The 16,747-nt window shown below is 70.8% G+C and carries 1 protein-coding gene (cut by both window edges); it reads left to right on the top strand.

All 16,747 nt of this window come from inside a single coding sequence — locus tag NM1_RS06625, non-ribosomal peptide synthase/polyketide synthase (protein ID WP_157123862.1), on the top strand. Of the gene's 51,969 coding nucleotides, 13,889 precede the window and 21,333 follow it; the stretch shown corresponds to coding positions 13,890–30,636 (codon 4,630, partial, through codon 10,212, complete); the first complete codon in view begins at position 2. Both the start codon and the stop codon lie outside the window.

Raw genomic sequence — 16,747 nt, 5'->3', positions numbered from 1 at the left:
GGCGTTCACCGACCTGCTCGAGGCGGTCCGCCGCACCGACGTGGCCGCGTTCGCGCATGCCGACGTGCCGTTCGAACAGCTGGTGGACGTGCTGAGCCCGGTGCGCTCGCAGGCGCACCACCCGCTGTTCCAGGTGGCCCTCACCTTCGAGGCCGCCGGACAGCGCGACGCCACCACGGTGGCACTGCCCGGCCTGGAGCTCGAGGTCGTCGAATTCGACCCGGGCGTGGCCAAATTCGACGTGCAGCTGACCGTCGGCGATGCCGCCGACGGCGGACTGGCGCTGTCCTGGAACTACGCCACCGACCTGTTCGATCCGGAGACGATCGCCGCGTTCACCGACCGCTTCCTGCGGATCCTGCGCAGCGTCGCCGAGGATCCCGCCGCGATCGTGGGCGATATCGATCTGCTGGGCGAGGCCGAGCGCCTCAACGTCTCGCAGCGCTGGGTGTCCTCCGGAAACGACGCCACCACGGGACGTTTCGCCGATCGCACCGCCACCCTGTCGGATCTGTTCGACGCCGCGGTGGCCGCGCACGGCGACCGGGTCGCGGTCACCTTCGGCGAGAACGACCGGGTGACCTACGCCTCGCTGGACCAGCGGGCGAATCAGCTGGCGCGCAGGCTGATCGAGGACGGCGCGGGCCCGGATACGTTGGTCGCGGTCATGCTGCCGCGGTCGGCCGACCTCGTGGTCGCGCTGCTGGCGGTGATCAAGTCCGGTGCCGGCTACGTGCCGGTCGACCCGAACAACCCGGCCGAGCGCATCGCCTACGTGCTGTCGGATGCCGCGCCCGCGAGCGTGATCATCGACAGCACCATCGAGGCCGAACTGCCTCCGGGGCTGCCGAAGATCCTGATGGACGACTTCGGCATGGATGTGCCCGACGTCGTCGATGCGGGCGAGGGCCCGATCACCGACGCCGACCGCCGCGCGCCGCTGACCCCGGAGAACATCGCCTACGTCATCTACACCTCCGGCTCCACCGGCCGCCCCAAGGGCGTCGCGGTCGAGCACCGGAATGTGGTGCGGCTGTTCGCGAATACCGATCGCGACTTCGGCTTCGGGCCCGGCGACGTGTGGACGATGTTCCACTCCTACGCCTTCGACTTCTCGGTGTGGGAGCTGTGGGGGCCGCTGCTGTTCGGCGGCACCCTCGTCGTCGTCGACTACTACACCTCCCGCTCGCCGGAGCAGTTCCTGGAACTGCTGCGCCGCGAACGGGTCACGGTGCTGAACCAGACGCCGTCGGCCTTCTATCAGCTGGCGGCCGCGGAGCTCGCCGAAGAGCAGTCCTACCACCCGGATTCGGACGCGCGGCCGCTGTCGCTGCGTTACGTGGTGTTCGGCGGCGAGGCGCTGGAACTGCGCCGACTCGCCGATTGGGTTGCCCGCCACGGTGATTCGGTGCCACGCCTGGTCAACATGTACGGCATCACCGAGACCACGGTGCACGTGTCCTACCGTGCGCTGGACGCCGCCACCATCGCGGCCGCCACCGGCAGCGTGGTCGGCCGGGCGATCGCCGGGCTGCGCGTCTACGTGCTGGACAACCGGCTGCGCCCGGTCCCGGTCGGTGTCGCGGGTGAAATGTATGTCGCGGGTGCGCAGCTGTCGCGCGGCTACCTCGGCCGCGGCGATCTGACCGCGACCCGGTTCGTGGCCAACCCCTTCGGGGGCGAGTCCGGGGATACCGGCGAGCCCGGGTCGGTGCTCTACCGCACCGGCGACGTCGCACGCTGGAACCGCCGCGGGGAACTGGAATATCTCGGCCGCGCCGACGATCAGGTGAAGGTCCGCGGCTTCCGCATCGAGCTCGGCGAGATCGAGGCGGCCGTGCTGGCCCAGCCGGGCGTGGCCCAGGCCGCGGTGATCGTGCGCGAGGACCAGCCGGGCGACCAGCGCATCGTCGCCTACCTGGTGCCGGAGGCCGAGGCCGCGCCGTCGCTCGACGCGGTTCGCGACGGGGCCGCGGCGGATCTGCCGTCGTACATGGTGCCCTCGGCGTTCGTGGTGCTCGACCGAATCCCGTTGACGGTCAACGGAAAGCTCGACCGCCGGGCCCTGCCCGCCCCGGCCGTGCAGACCCGCAGCTTCCGGGCGCCGGAGACGCCGGTGCAGGAGACCGTGGCCGCGGTGTTCGCGCAGGTGCTGGACCTGTACCGGGTCGGCCTGGACGACGACTTCTTCGACCTCGGAGGCAACTCCCTGATCGCCACCCGCGTGGTGTCGCGGCTCGGTGCGGCGCTGGGCACGTCCGTCCCGGTGCGCGCGCTGTTCGAGGCGCCGACGGTGGAAGCCCTTGCGGCGCGCCTGGAATCGCACACCGGCGGCGAATCGCGGCCGCGCCTGGTGGCGCGGGCCCGCTCGGCCACCGACCCGGTGCCGCTGTCGTTCGCGCAGCAGCGGATGTGGTTCCTCAACCAGTACGACACCTCGTCGGCGGCCTACAACCTGCCGCTGGCCATCCGGTTGACCGGCGAATTGGATATCGCCGCACTGAAATTGGCGATCTTCGACGTGGTGCGGCGGCACGAGTCGCTGCGCACCCGCTACCCCGAGCGCGACGGCGCCGCGACGCAGGTGACCGTCCCGGCCGAGCAGATCGCGCTGGACCTGCACGCCTATCCGATCGCGGAGGCCCAGCTGCTCACCGCGGCAGCCGAATTCGCCTCGGACGGCTTCGACGTGGCCGAAGAGGTGCCGCTGCGCGCGCGGCTGTTCGAGGTGGAGACGTCCGGCGCGGACGCCACGCACGTCCTGGTCGTCGTCGTGCATCACATCGCGGCCGACGGCTTCTCGATGGGCCCGCTGGCCCGGGACGTGATGAGCGCCTACACCGCTCGGACGCAGGGCACCGCTCCCGGCTGGGAGCCGCTGCCGGTGCAGTACGCCGACTTCGCGATGTGGCAGCGGGAGGTGCTGGGCTCCGAGGAGGATCCGCAGTCGCTGCTCGCCGGGCAGGTCGACTACTGGCGGCACGCGCTCGACGGCATCCCGGACGAGTTGACGCTGCCGACCGACCGCCCGCGGCCCGCGGTCGCCTCGCATCGCGGTGCCACGCTGCACCGCGAACTGTCGCCCGAGCTGATCGCGGCGCTGGAAGACATTGCCCGCCAGCGCGGTTCGTCGCTGTTCATGGTGATGCACGGCGCACTCGCCGTGCTGCTGGCCCGGCTGTCGGGCGGCGACGACATCGCCGTCGGCACGCCGATCGCGGGCCGCGGCGAGGCCGCGCTCGACGACGTGGTCGGCATGTTCGTCAACACGCTGGTGCTGCGCGCGGGCATCGAGGCGGCCGAGCCGTTCACCGCGCTGCTCGACCGCGTCCGCCACACCGACCTGGAGGCCTTCGGCAATGCCGACGTGCCGTTCGAGCGGCTGGTGGAGCTGCTGGCGCCGGAGCGGTCGCAGGCTCGCAACCCGCTGTTCCAGGTGGCGCTGTCGTTCCAGAACATGGAGCGCGCGACGCTGGAGCTGCCAGGGCTGACCGTGTCCGCGCTGGACCTCGAGGAGAACATCGCCCGGTTCGACCTGCAGTTCACGCTGTCGGAGCAGGCCTCGGCGCAGGCCAGCGGCGGTATGGCGCTGGCGCTGACCTATGCGACGGAGCTGTTCGACGAGTCGACCGCCGCCTCGATCGTGACCCGCTGGCAGCGGGTGCTCGAGGCCATCGCGGGCGATCCGGAGATCGCCGTCGGGGCCATCGAGATTCTCGATGCGGCCGAGCGAGCCGAGGTCGTGACCCGCACCGGTGGTCCGGCGGTTCCGGCGGGGACGCTGCCGGAGCTGTTGGCGGAGGCCGTGTCTCGCGATCCCGAGGCGTTGGCCGTGGTGTTCCAGGACACCAGGCTGACCTACGGCGAACTCGACCAGCGGTCGAATCGCTTGGCCCGCTTGTTGATCGAGCGTGGTCTGGGTGCCGAGGATTTCGTGGCGATCGCGATTCCGCGGTCGAGCGATTCGTACTTCGCCGAGTGGGGTGTGACCAAGTCAGGTGCGGCGTTCGTGCCGATCGATCCGACGTATCCGTCGGATCGCATCGAGCACATGCTCACCGATTCGGGCACTCCCGTCGGTCTGACCGTCGCATCGGTGCGTGCGGATCTGCCGGATTCGGTGGAATGGCTGGTCCTGGACGACCTGGATCTGGACGGGTACAGCGCGGAAGCGGTCACCGATGCCGACCGCATCCGGCCGCTGCGTCCGCACAACCTGGCGTACGTCATCTACACCTCGGGTTCGACGGGTGTGCCGAAGGGCGTCGTCGTTCCGCACGCGGGCCTGGCGAACTTCTGCGCGGAGCAGGTGGCGCGGTACAACCTCGATTCCGGTTCGCGGACACTGCATTTCTCGTCGCCGAGCTTCGACGCGTCGATCATGGAGCTGTTGCTCGCGGTCGGTCCCGGTGGTGCGCTGGTCGTGGTGCCGACGGGTGTGTTCGGCGGCGAGGAGCTGTACGAGCTGATCCGCCGCGAACAGGTCACGCATCTGTTCATCACCCCGGCGGCGTTGGCGACGCTGGATCCGGCCGGGCTGGACAGCCTGCGTGTGCTGGCCGTAGGTGGTGAGGCGTATTCGCCTGAACTGCTGGCGAAGTGGGCCATTCCGCTGGGCGACGAGTCGCTCGCGGACCGCCCGGTGCGCCGGTTCCACAACATCTACGGCCCGACCGAGACCACGATCGTGGTGAATATCGGTGAGCCGCTGCTGCCGGGCGACGCCCTGACGATGGGTGGCCCGAACCGCGGCATGCGCTCGCTGGTGCTGGACAGCCGGTTGCAGCCGGTGCCCGACGGTGTCGCGGGTGAGCTGTATATCGCGGGCCTCCAGGTGACGCGCGGCTACCACGCGCGCGCCGGACTGACCGCGGACCGGTTCGTGGCCAACCCCTACGGGGACAAGGGGACCGGCAGCACCGCAGGCGCGGGCGAGCGGATGTACCGCACGGGCGACGTGGTCCGGTGGACCTCCCGCCCGCGTCCGGGCGGCCGCACCGAATACCGCCTGGAATACGTCGGCCGCTCCGACTTCCAGGTGAAGGTGCGCGGCTTCCGCATCGAACTCGGCGAGATCGACACCGCGCTGACCGCGCACGAGACCGTCGACTTCGCCGCCACCATCGGCCACACCAATGCCGCGGGTGCGGTGGTGCTGGTGTCGTATGTCGTTGCGACACCCGGACATTCGATCGACATCCAGGCCGTGAAGGCGCACCTCGAGGAGCGGGTGCCGACCTACATGGTGCCCTCGTCGATCATGGTGCTCGACAGCATCCCGCTGACCCCGGTCGGCAAGCTGGACCGGCGCGCGCTGCCGGAGCCGGTCTTCGAGACCGATACGGAGTTCCGGGCCCCGCGCAACCCGCTGGAGCAGACCATCGCCGAGGTCTTCGGCGAGGTGCTCGGCGTGGCGCGGGTCGGTGTCGACGACTCGTTCTTCGCGCTCGGCGGCGACTCCATCGTCTCCATCCAGCTGGTCTCGCGGGCCAAGGCCCGGGGTGTGATCTTCACTCCGCGCGATGTTTTCGAGCAGCGCACCGTCGCCGGTCTGGCCGCCGTCGCGGAGGCCGGTGGCGCGCCGGGAGATGCGAAGCCGGTGCTGGCCGAGCTGCCCGGCGGCGGCGTGGGCACCATGCCGCTGACGCCGGTGGTGAAGTTCATGGTTGAGCGGCCGGGTTCGTTCGGGCGCTTCAATCAGACACTGGCGCTGGAACTTCCGGTCGGTATCGACCGCGAGGGCATCGCGGCGACCGCGGCCGCGGTCATCGATCGTCATGACATGCTGCGGGCCCGGCTGCGCCGGCACGGCGGCGCGGAGTGGATCGTCGAGACCGCCGCACCCGGCACCGTCGATATCGACGCGCTGATCGAGCGGGTCGAGTTCGACGCGGGCGCCGATGACGAGGCGCTGTTCGAGATCGCCTCGGACGCACTCGATTCCGCCCTGGACCGGCTGGATCCCGAAGCGGGCGTGGTAATCCGGTTCGTGTGGCTGGAGCCCACGAGTTCGGGCCGGGAATCCCCCTCCGGTGGCCGCGCGGGCCGCCTGATCGTCATCGCCCACCACCTGGTCATCGACGGTGTGTCCTGGCGCATCCTGGTGCCGGACTTCGTGGCCGCGTGGGGACAGCTGTCGGCCGGGCAGACACCGGAATTGGCGTCGACGGGCACCAGCATGCGCACCTGGGCGCACGCCCTGGAGCGGCTGGCGACCGAGCGCACGGGCGAGTTCGACCGGTGGCGCGCGGTGGTCGACGGCCCCGATCCGCTGCTCACCGAGCGGCCGCTGGACCCGGCCGTAGACGTGTCGGGCGTGCTCGAGCGGCATCGCGTCGAGGTGTCGGCCGAGGCCACCAGGGCCCTGCTGACCACCGTCCCGGAGCTGTTCCACGGCGGCGTCAACGACGGTCTGGTGACCGCGCTGGTGCTGGCGCTGGCGAAGTGGCGGGCGAACCGCGCGGCCGAGGCGACCGCGGACGATTCCGTGCTCGTCCGGCTGGAAGGCCATGGGCGCGAGGAAGATGTGGTGCCCGGCGCGGATCTGTCGCGCACCGTCGGCTGGTTCACCGCGATCTTCCCGGTGCGGTTCGAGCTGTCCGGCATCGACATCGATGCCGCGCTGACCGGCGGCCCGGCGCTGGGCCCGGCCATCAAGGCGATCAAGGAGCAGCTGCTCGCGGTCCCGGACAAGGGACTCGGCTACGGCCTGCTGCGCTACCTGAACCCCGAGACCGCCGCGCGACTGCCCGAGCAGCTGCCCGGCCAGGTGAGCTTCAACTACCTGGGCCGGGTCTCCGAGGGTCAGGTGCCCGACGCCCTGCGCGGCTTCGGGTGGATCCCGGCACCTGAACTAGGGGCGCTGGGCGGCGGCTACGACGCCGATATGCCGGTGATGGCGCCGCTGGACATCAACGCCATCGTGGTCGGCGACCAGCTGTCCGCCAATATCGGTTATCCGACAACGCTGCTCGATTCCGAGGCGGTCGCCGAGTTCGGGCGGCTGTGGGTCGAGGCGCTGGAAGCCGTGGCGCGGCACGCGGATTCGGCCGCGGCCGGCGGCCATACGCCGTCGGACTTCGCGCTGGTGCGGGTCACCCAGCACGATATCGACGGCTGGGAGCAGCGCTTCCCGTCGCTGAGCGAGGTGTGGCCGCTGTCGGCGCTGCAGGCGGGCCTGCAGTTCCACGCGCAGCTGGCCGCGGCCTCGGTGGACGTGTACACCGCGCAGGCGGTGCTCACCCTCACCGGCCGCCTCGACGCCGCCCGGTTGCGTTCGGCCGCACAGGCTCTCGTCGATCGCTACGAGAACCTGCGGACCGCGTTCGTCACCGACGCCGCGGGCAATCCGGTGCAGCTGGTGCTCGACGACGTCCGCGTGGCATGGGCCGAATTCGACCGCCGGGCCACCGGCGACGCGGCCGACCTCATCGAGGCCGACCGGATGCACCGGTTCGACCTCGCCGAGCCGCCGTTGATCCGGTTCACCCTGATCCGCGTCGCCGCCGACAGCTGGCGGCTGGCCGTGTCCAACCACCACATCCTGCTCGACGGCTGGTCGATGCCACTGCTGATGCGGGATCTGCTGGTGCTGTACGCCACCCGCTCCGACACCGCCGCGCTGCCGCCGGTGCGGTCCTACCGGCACTTCCTGGAATGGGTTGCGCAGCAGGACCACTCGGCCTCGGTGAACGCGTGGACCACCGCGCTGCACGGTGTCTCCGAGCCGACCCTGCTGACCCGGCCCGACGCCGGTCGCGAAATCACCGCGCTCTCCGGCGAATACGTCTTCGAACTCGACGAGACCGCCACCGCGCGGCTCACCGAGCTGGCGAGCGAACTGGGTGTCACCGCGAACACCGTGCTGCAGGCGGCCTGGGGAATCCTGCTGGGCCGCTGGACCGGCCGCGACGATGTGCTGTTCGGCACCACCGTGTCCGGGCGGCCCCCGCAGCTGTCCGGCGTCGAATCGATGGTGGGCCTGTTCATCAACACCGTGCCGGTGCGGGTGCGCTTCGCCGAATCGGAATCGGCGCGGGATCTGCTGGTGCGCATCCAGGGCGAGCAGGCCGATCTGCTGGACCACCACTACGTGGGTCTCGCCGAGATCCAGGCCGCGGCCGGGGTCGGCGGGCTGTTCGACACCCTGGTGGTCTTCGAATCGTATCCGGTCGACGCCGAGGGCATTCAGAAGCAGGCCGCCGATATCGACGGCATGGGCGTGACCGGTCTGGACGCCACCGACGCGACCCACTACCCGCTGACCCTGATCGTGCAGCTCGATTCCCGGCTGCGCATTCGCGCGGGCTACCTGCGGGACCTGTTCGACGAGGACACCGTGCGCCGCATCGCCGACCGGCTGGTGCGGGTGCTCGGCGCGATCACCGGCGAGCCCGATGCGGCCGTGGGCGGCATCGAACTGCTGGAGCCCGCCGAACGCGAGCTGATCGTATCCGGCTGGAACGCCACCGAATTCGATGTCGAGGCCGCGCTGACCGAGCGGGCGGTGCCGTCCGCGACCCTGGTCGCGATGTTCGAGGCGCAGGCGGCGCGCACGCCCGACGCGCCCGCGGTGACGTTCGAGGGGACAAGTCTGTCCTATGCCGAATTCACCACGCGCGTACACAAGTTGGCGCGCTGGCTGATCGAGCGCGGCGTCGGTTCCGAGACCCTGGTGGCCCTGGGGATGCGGCGCTCGATCGACCTGGTGGTCGGCATGTACGCGGTATCGGTCGCCGGTGGCGCGTACGTGCCGCTGGATCCCGAGCATCCGGCCGAGCGCACGCAGTACATCCTCGCGACCGCGGACCCGGTCTGCGTGCTCACCTCCGGCGCGGATCTGGACACCGACACCGCGCAGGTGCGCATCGATCTGCTGGAACTGTCGGCGTATTCGGCCGAGCCGGTGACCGATGCCGAGCGGCGGGCGCCGCTGCGGCCCGAGAACACCGCCTACGTGATCTTCACGTCCGGTTCCACCGGGCGGCCGAAGGGCGTCGCGGTCTCGCACGCCGCCATCGTCAACCGCCTGGTGTGGATGCAGTCGCAGTACGGGCTCACCGCCGACGACGTGGTGCTGCAGAAGACCCCGGCGACGTTCGACGTGTCGGTGTGGGAGTTCTTCTGGCCGTTGCAGATCGGCGCCCGGCTCGTGGTCGCCCGGCCCGACGGCCACCGCGACCCGGCCTACCTGGCGGAGCTGATCGCCGCCGAGGGCGTGACGGTGACGCACTTCGTGCCGTCGATGCTGACCGTCTTCGTAACCGAACCTGCTGTTGCGCAATGCGGTTCGCTGCGGATGGTATTCGCCTCCGGTGAGGCGCTGGCGACCAAGTCGGCGCATCGCCTGCGCGAGCTGACCGGTGCCGAGCTGCACAACCTCTACGGGCCGACCGAGGCGGCCGTCGACGTCACCTATCACCAGGTGGTCGACGCCGATGTCGATTCGGTGCCGATCGGCCGTCCCGTGTTCAACACCCGCGTGTACGTGCTCGACGCGCGGCTGCGGCCGGTTCCGGAAGGTGTTGCGGGAGAGCTGTATCTCGCGGGCGACCAGCTCGCCCGCGGCTACGTCGCCCGGACCGACCTGACGGCCGACCGCTTCGTGGCGAGTCCGTTCGGCGGCGCGGGGGAGCGGATGTACCGCACCGGCGACCTCGTGATGTGGAGTGGCGACGGGGAGCTGCAGTACCTGGGCCGCACCGACTTCCAGGTGAAGCTGCGCGGCCAGCGCCTCGAGCTGGGCGAGATCGAGGCCGCGCTCACCGCGCTGGACGAGGTCGCCCAAGCGGTCGTCGTGGTCCGCGGCGACCAGCACACCGGCGATCAGCTGGTGGCGTATGTCGTTGCCGCGTCGGGTCTTTCGATCGATGCCGAAACGCTCCGCGAGGAGCTGGGGCAGCGGCTGCCGTCGTACATGGTGCCGTCGGTGGTGATGGATCTCGAGGCGCTGCCGCTCAACGCCTCCGGCAAGCTGGACCGCCGCGCGCTGCCCGCGCCGGTGTTCGAGGCGGCGACCTTCCGCGCGCCCACGACGCCGGTGGAGGAGATCGTCGCGGGCACCTTCGCGGAGGTGCTGGGCCTGGAGCGGGTCGGCCTGGACGACGACTTCTTCGCCCTGGGCGGCAATTCGCTGATCGCCACCCAGGTGGCGGCGCGACTGTCCTCCGCGCTGAACACGCAGCTGGGCGTGCGCGAGATCTTCGAGGTGTCCACGGTCGCCGCGCTGGCCGCGCGCGCCGAGTCGGGAGCCGGTGCGGGCGGGCGGAATCCGCTGGTGCCGCAGGAGCGCCCGGAGCGGATCCCGCTGTCGCTGGCGCAGCAGCGGATGTGGTTCCTCAACCGCTTCGACCCCGAATCCGCGGTCGACAACATCCCGGTGGTCGTGCGGCTGTCCGGCCTGCTGGACCGCCAGGCGCTGCACATCGCGGTCGCCGACGTGCTGGCCCGCCACGAATCGCTGCGCACCCGCTATCCCGAGGTGAACGGCGCCGCGTACCAGGAGATCGTGCCGACCAGCCGGGTGATCCCGGACCTGACGCCGATCGAGGTCACCGAATCCGAACTGCCGCTGCGGCTTTCGGAACTGGTCCTGACCGGGTTCGACGTGACGGCCGAGCCGCCGTTCCGGGCCGGGCTGTTCGAGATCAGCCCCACCGAGCACGTGCTGGTCGTGGTGGTGCACCACATCTCGGGCGACGGCTTCTCGATGGGCCCGTTCGCGCGCGACGTGATGACCGCCTACGGCGCCCGCGTCGACGGCGGCGAGCCCGCCTGGCGCCCGCTGGACGTGCAGTACGCCGACTTCGCGATCTGGCAGCGTCAGGTGCTGGGCTCCGAGGACGATCCGAATTCGGTGATCGCCCAGCAGATCTCGTACTGGACCGAATCCCTGGCCGGTGCGCCCGAGCAGCTGGATCTGCCCTCCGACCGGCCGCGCCCCGCCGTGGCGTCGGGCCGCGGCGGCATCCACAACTTCGAGATCAGCGCCGAAACCCAGGCCAAGCTGGCGGAATTGGCGCGCGCCCGCGGCGCGACGATGTTCATGGTCGTGCACGCGGCGCTCGCGGTGCTGCTGTCCCGGTTGAGCAGCGAGTCCGACATCTCGATCGGCACGCCCGTCGCCGGGCGCGGCGACAAGGCGCTCGACGACATGATCGGCATGTTCGTCAACACCCTGGTGCTGCGGACCGAGATCGACGGCGGCACCACCTTCGGTGAGCTGCTGCAGTCGGTGCGCACCGGCGATATCGCCGCCTTCGGGCACGCCGACCTGCCGTTCGAGCGGCTGGTCGAGATCCTGAACCCGCGTCGCTCGCAGGCCCGCAACCCGCTGTTCCAGGTGATGCTGTCGCTGCAGAACAACCGCCCGACCACCCTGGAACTGCCGGGGCTGACGGTCAGCGGAGTCGAACTGCCCACGGAGACGGCCAAATTCGATCTGGCGCTGGAGCTCACCGAGCAGCTGCGCGCCGCCGAGGCGGCGGGCAACGGCGCCTCGGTCCCGGCGGGCATCACGGCCAAGTTCGTCTATGCCACCGACCTTTTCGACGACGAGACGGTGGCCGGTTTCGCACGGCGGTTCGTCCGGATCCTGAAGGCCGTGGCCGCCACCCCGGATCGCCCGGTCGGCGACATCCCGCTGCTGGATGCGCGCGAGGCGGCGCAGCAACTGCGCGGATGGAACGCCACCGCCGTCGAGATCGGTTCGCCCGCACCGCTGGTCGAGCTGTTCGCCGCGCAGGTGCGCACGACGCCGGATGCGATCGCCGTCGTGGACCGCTCGGCCGAGGAGGGCCCCGCCGCCTCGCTGACCTATGCGGAACTGGCCTCGCGCATACACAGGTTGGCGCGCAGGCTGATCGAGGCGGGCGTCGGCCCCGACGTCCGGGTCGCGCTCGGCATGCGCCGCTCGCTCGATCTGGTGATCGCCATCCACGCCGTGCTGGAGGCCGGTGGCGCGTACGTGCCGCTGGATCTGGACCAGCCCGCCGACCGCATCGCCTACGTGCTCGAGACCGCGGCCCCGGCCGCGGTGCTGACCACCTCGCGCGACGCGTTCGCGCCCGAGGACCTGCCGGTGCTCGTCACCGACGACCCGGAGCTGTCCGGCTACTCCGATGCGCCGGTCACCGACGCCGACCGGGTGGCGCCGCTGCGCCCGCAGCACCTGGCCTACGTGATCTTCACCTCGGGCTCCACCGGCCGCCCCAAGGGCGTCGGGGTGTCGCATGCGGCCCTGCAGCACCAGATGCGCTGGCTGATCACCGAATTCGGGATCGGCGCCGAGGACGTGGTGCTGTACAAGACCCCGGCGACGTTCGACGCCTCGGTCTGGGAACCGTTGGCGCCCTTGCTGACCGGCGCCCGAGTCGTGGTCGCGACGCCGGACGGGCATCGGGATACCCGCTACCTGGCCGAGGTCATCGACGCCGAGCGGGTCACGCTGGCCTCGTTCGTGCCGTCGCTGCTGACCGTGTTCGCGACGACCGTCGACCCCGGTGCGCTGGGATCGCTGCGGGCGCTGCTGGTCGGCGGCGAGGCCTTCACCGGCGAGGCGGTGAAGGCGTTCCGGCGCCTCGGCCTGCCCGGTGTCGAGCTGGTCAACCTGTACGGGCCGACCGAATTCACCGTGAACTCCACCTATTCGGTGGCGCCGGAGACCGTCGATGCCGCGCTGCCCGCGCTCCCGATCGGTGCGCCGGTGTGGAACACCCAGGCCTACGTGCTGGACTCCCGGCTGCACCCGGTGCCGCCGGGCGTCGTGGGCGAGCTGTATCTGGCGGGCGCGCAGCTGGCGCGCGGCTACGTGGATCGCGCGGCCCTGACGGCGGAGCGATTCGTCGCCAACCCGTTCGGAGACAACGGCTCTCGCCTGTACCGCACCGGCGACCTGGTGGCGCGCGACGCCGCCGGGGCGCTGGTCTACCGCGGACGCAGCGACTTCCAGGTGAAGCTGCGCGGCCTGCGGATCGAGCCGGGCGAGATCGAATACGCGCTGCGCGAGCACGATTCGGTGGCGCAGGCGGTCGCCCTGGTGCGCTCCGGCGACCGGACCGGCGACCGGCTGGTCGCCTACGTGGTACCCGCCGAATCCGCCTCCGAGGCAACCGATTTCGATGCCACGCTGCGTGCGCACCTGGCCACCATGCTGCCGTCGTACATGATTCCGTCGGCGATCGTGGTGCTCGACGCCCTGCCGCTGAGCGCGAACGGCAAGCTCGACCGCCGCGCGCTGCCCGAACCGGCCTTCGAGGTCCGGGAGTTCCGGGCGCCCTCGACGCCGATCGAGGAGATCGTGGCGAACACCTTCGCCGATGTGCTCGGACTCGACACCGGCGCGCGGGCGGTGGGCGTCGACGACGACTTCTTCGAACTCGGCGGCAACTCGCTGATCGCCACGCAGGTGGTGGCCCGCCTGGGCGCCGCGTTGAACACCCGGGTTCCCGTGCGCCTGCTGTTCGAGGCGTCCACGGTGGGCGCGCTGGCCGTGCGCGTGGAGGGCCAGGTCGGCTCCGGCCGCCGCGAGCTGGTGGCCGGTCCGCGGCCCGAGCGCATCCCGCTGTCGCTGGCGCAGCAGCGCATGTGGTTCCTGAACCGGTTCGATCAGCAGTCCGCGGCGTACAACGTGCCGATGGTCGTGCGGCTTACCGGCGCGCTGGATATCGAGGCGCTGCGGGCGGCCGTCGAGGACCTGGTGGCCCGCCACGAGGTGCTCCGGACGGTCTACCCGGAGGTCGACGGCGTCCCCGTGCAGGTGATTCTGCCGGTGGCGCAGGCGCTTCCGGAGCTCGAGGTCCGTCCCGTCGTGTCGTCCGAGATCGAGGCGGCCGTTCTGGAGCTGACCTCCACGATCTTCGACGTCACCACCGAGGTGCCGCTGCGGGTCGCGCTGTTCGATCTCACCGACCGCGAGGACACCGAGGCGACCGGCGACTACGTCGTGGCGCTGGTGATCCATCACATCTCCGGCGACGGCTCGTCGGCCGGACCGCTCACCCGCGACCTGATGACCGCCTACGCGGCGCGCGCCGCGGGCGAGGCGCCGGGCTGGGCCCCGCTGTCGGTGCACTACGCCGACTACAGCATCTGGCAGCGCGAGGTGCTGGGCAGCGAGGACGATCCGGAGTCGTTGGCGGCCAAGCAGATCGGCTACTGGAAGACCGCGCTGGCGGATCTCCCCGAGCAGCTGGATCTCCCGGCGGACTATCCGCGGCCCGCGGCCCAGACCTTCGCCGGTAGCAAGGTCGCGGTCGAGATCGACGCCGAAATCCACCGCGCGCTGGGCGAATTGGCGCGCGCCGAGGGCGCGACGCTGTTCATGGTCGTGCACACGGCGTTCGCGGTGCTGCTGTCGCGGCTGTCGGGTACCGAGGACATCGCGATCGGTACCCCGATGTCCGGCCGCGGCGAGGCGGTGCTGGACGACCTGATCGGCATGTTCGTCAACACCCTGGTGTTCCGCACACAGGTCGATTCCGGCGCCTCGTTCACCGATCTGCTGGCGCGGCAGCGCGAGACCGACATCCAGGCGTTCGCGAACGCGGACATGCCGTTCGAGCGCCTGGTCGAGGTGCTGAACCCGGTTCGTTCCACGGCGCGGCATCCGCTGTTCCAGGTGGGCCTGTCGTTCCAGAACCTGGCGCAGACCAGCCTGGAACTGCCCGGCCTGCGGGTCTCCGGGCTCGACCTGGATACCGGGCTGTCGCAGTTCGACCTGCACCTGATCGTCGCCGACAACTACGGTGAGGCGGGCGAACCGGCGGGCCTGTCCGGCTTCCTCACCTATGCCACCGATCTGTTCGAGCGGGAGACGGTGCAGGGCTTCGTCGATCGCTTCGTGCGGCTGCTGGGCGAGATCGTCGCCACGCCGCGCACCGCGGTCGGCGATCTGGAACTGCTCGCCGGTGCCGAGCGGGACCGAATGCTGCTGGACTGGAACGACACCCGGCACGAGGTCGCTCCGGAACTGCTGCTCGACGGCTACCGCCGCACGGTCGCCGCGCATCCGGATCGGGTCGCGGTGGTCTACGAGGGCACCGAGCTGACCTACCGCGAGTTCGACGAGCGGGTGAACCGCCTTGCGCGGCACCTGATCTCGCAGGGCGTCGGTCCGGAATCGCTGGTGGGCCTCGCGGTCCGGCGTTCGCTGGACCTGGTGGTCGGCATGTACGCGATCATCACCGCCGGTGGCGCGTACGTGCCGCTGGATCCGGACCATCCGGCCGAGCGCATCGGGTACGTCCTCGACACCGCCCGCCCGGTGTGTGTCCTGACCGCCGCGCGTGACGATTTCGCCGCTCCGGGCGAGGCGCCGGTCGTGCAGATCGACACCGTCGACCTGTCGGGCTTCGGCGGCGAGCCGGTGCGGGCGGCGGAACTCCGCGGCCCGGTGCACCCGGACAACCCGGCCTACGTGATCTTCACGTCCGGTTCGACGGGCCGCCCGAAGGGTGTGGCGGTCTCGCACGCGGCCATCCACAACCAGACCACCTGGATGCTGTCGGAATACCCGATGAGCGTCGAGGACGTGTACCTGCAGAAGACCGCGACCACGTTCGACGTGTCGCTGTGGGGCTACTTCATGCCGCTGCGCGCCGGGGCCACCCTCGCGGTGGCCACACCGGACGGCCATCGGGATCCCGCCTACCTGGCGGAAACCATTGCGGCGCAGCGGGTTACGGTTACCGACTTCGTGCCGTCGATGCTGACCGTGTTCGCCGCCCACACTCCGGCGGGCTCGGTGCCGACGCTGCGCGACGTCTTCGCGATCGGCGAGGCGCTGCCGCCGGAGACCGTCGCGGCGATGCGTGCCGTGACGCCGGCGACCGTGCACAACCTGTACGGGCCGACCGAGGCGGCGGTGTCGATCACCTACCGCCCGGCGACCGGGGACGAGCGCGGCAGCGTGCCGATCGGTGTGCCGCAGTGGAATTCCCAGGTGTACGTGCTGGATTCGCGGCTGCGGCCGGTTCCGGCGGGTGTCGCGGGTGAGCTGTATCTGGCCGGTGACCAGCTGGCGCGCGGCTATATCACCCGTCCCGACCTGACGTCGGATCGGTTCGTGGCCAACCCCTTCGGGGGCATGAACGGCGGCGGAGCCAACGGCGAGCGCATGTACCGCACCGGCGACCTGGTGGTGTGGCGCGACGGCGGCGTGCTCGAATACATCGGCCGCACCGACTTCCAGGTGAAGTTCCGCGGTCAGCGCATCGAGCTGGGCGATATCGAATCGGCGCTGCTGGCGCAGCCGTCGGTGAGCCAGGCCGTAGCGCTGGTGGTGCCGTCGGATCTGGGCGATCAGCTGGTGGCCTACGTGGTCCCGGCGCCCGGCGCGTCGATCGATCAGGGCCCGCTGCTGGCGACGGCGGGACAGACGTTGCCCGCCTACATGATTCCGGCCGCGGTCGTGGCGCTGGACGCGTTCCCGCTGAACACCAGCGGCAAGCTGGATCGCAAGGCGCTGCCGCAGCCGACGTTCGCGCGGCGCGAGTTCCGCGCCCCGTCCACGCCGATCGAGGAGATCGTCGCCGGGGTGTTCGCCGACGTGCTCGGCGTGGCCCGCGTCGGCGCCGACGACGACTTCTTCGCCCTCGGCGGCAACTCGCTGATCGCCACCCAGGTGATCGCCCGCCTGGGCGCCGCAGTCGGCACCCGGGTGCCGATGCGCGCGCTGTTCGAGACGCCCACCGTGGCCGCGCTGGCCGCGGCGGTGGAGTCGCAGGCCCACGGCGTGCGCACCGCCGAA

It is taken from the genome of Nocardia mexicana NBRC 108244 (assembly GCF_001613165.1).
Lineage (GTDB): Bacteria > Actinomycetota > Actinomycetes > Mycobacteriales > Mycobacteriaceae > Nocardia > Nocardia mexicana.
This window is presented reverse-complemented; position numbering and strand designations above follow the sequence as displayed.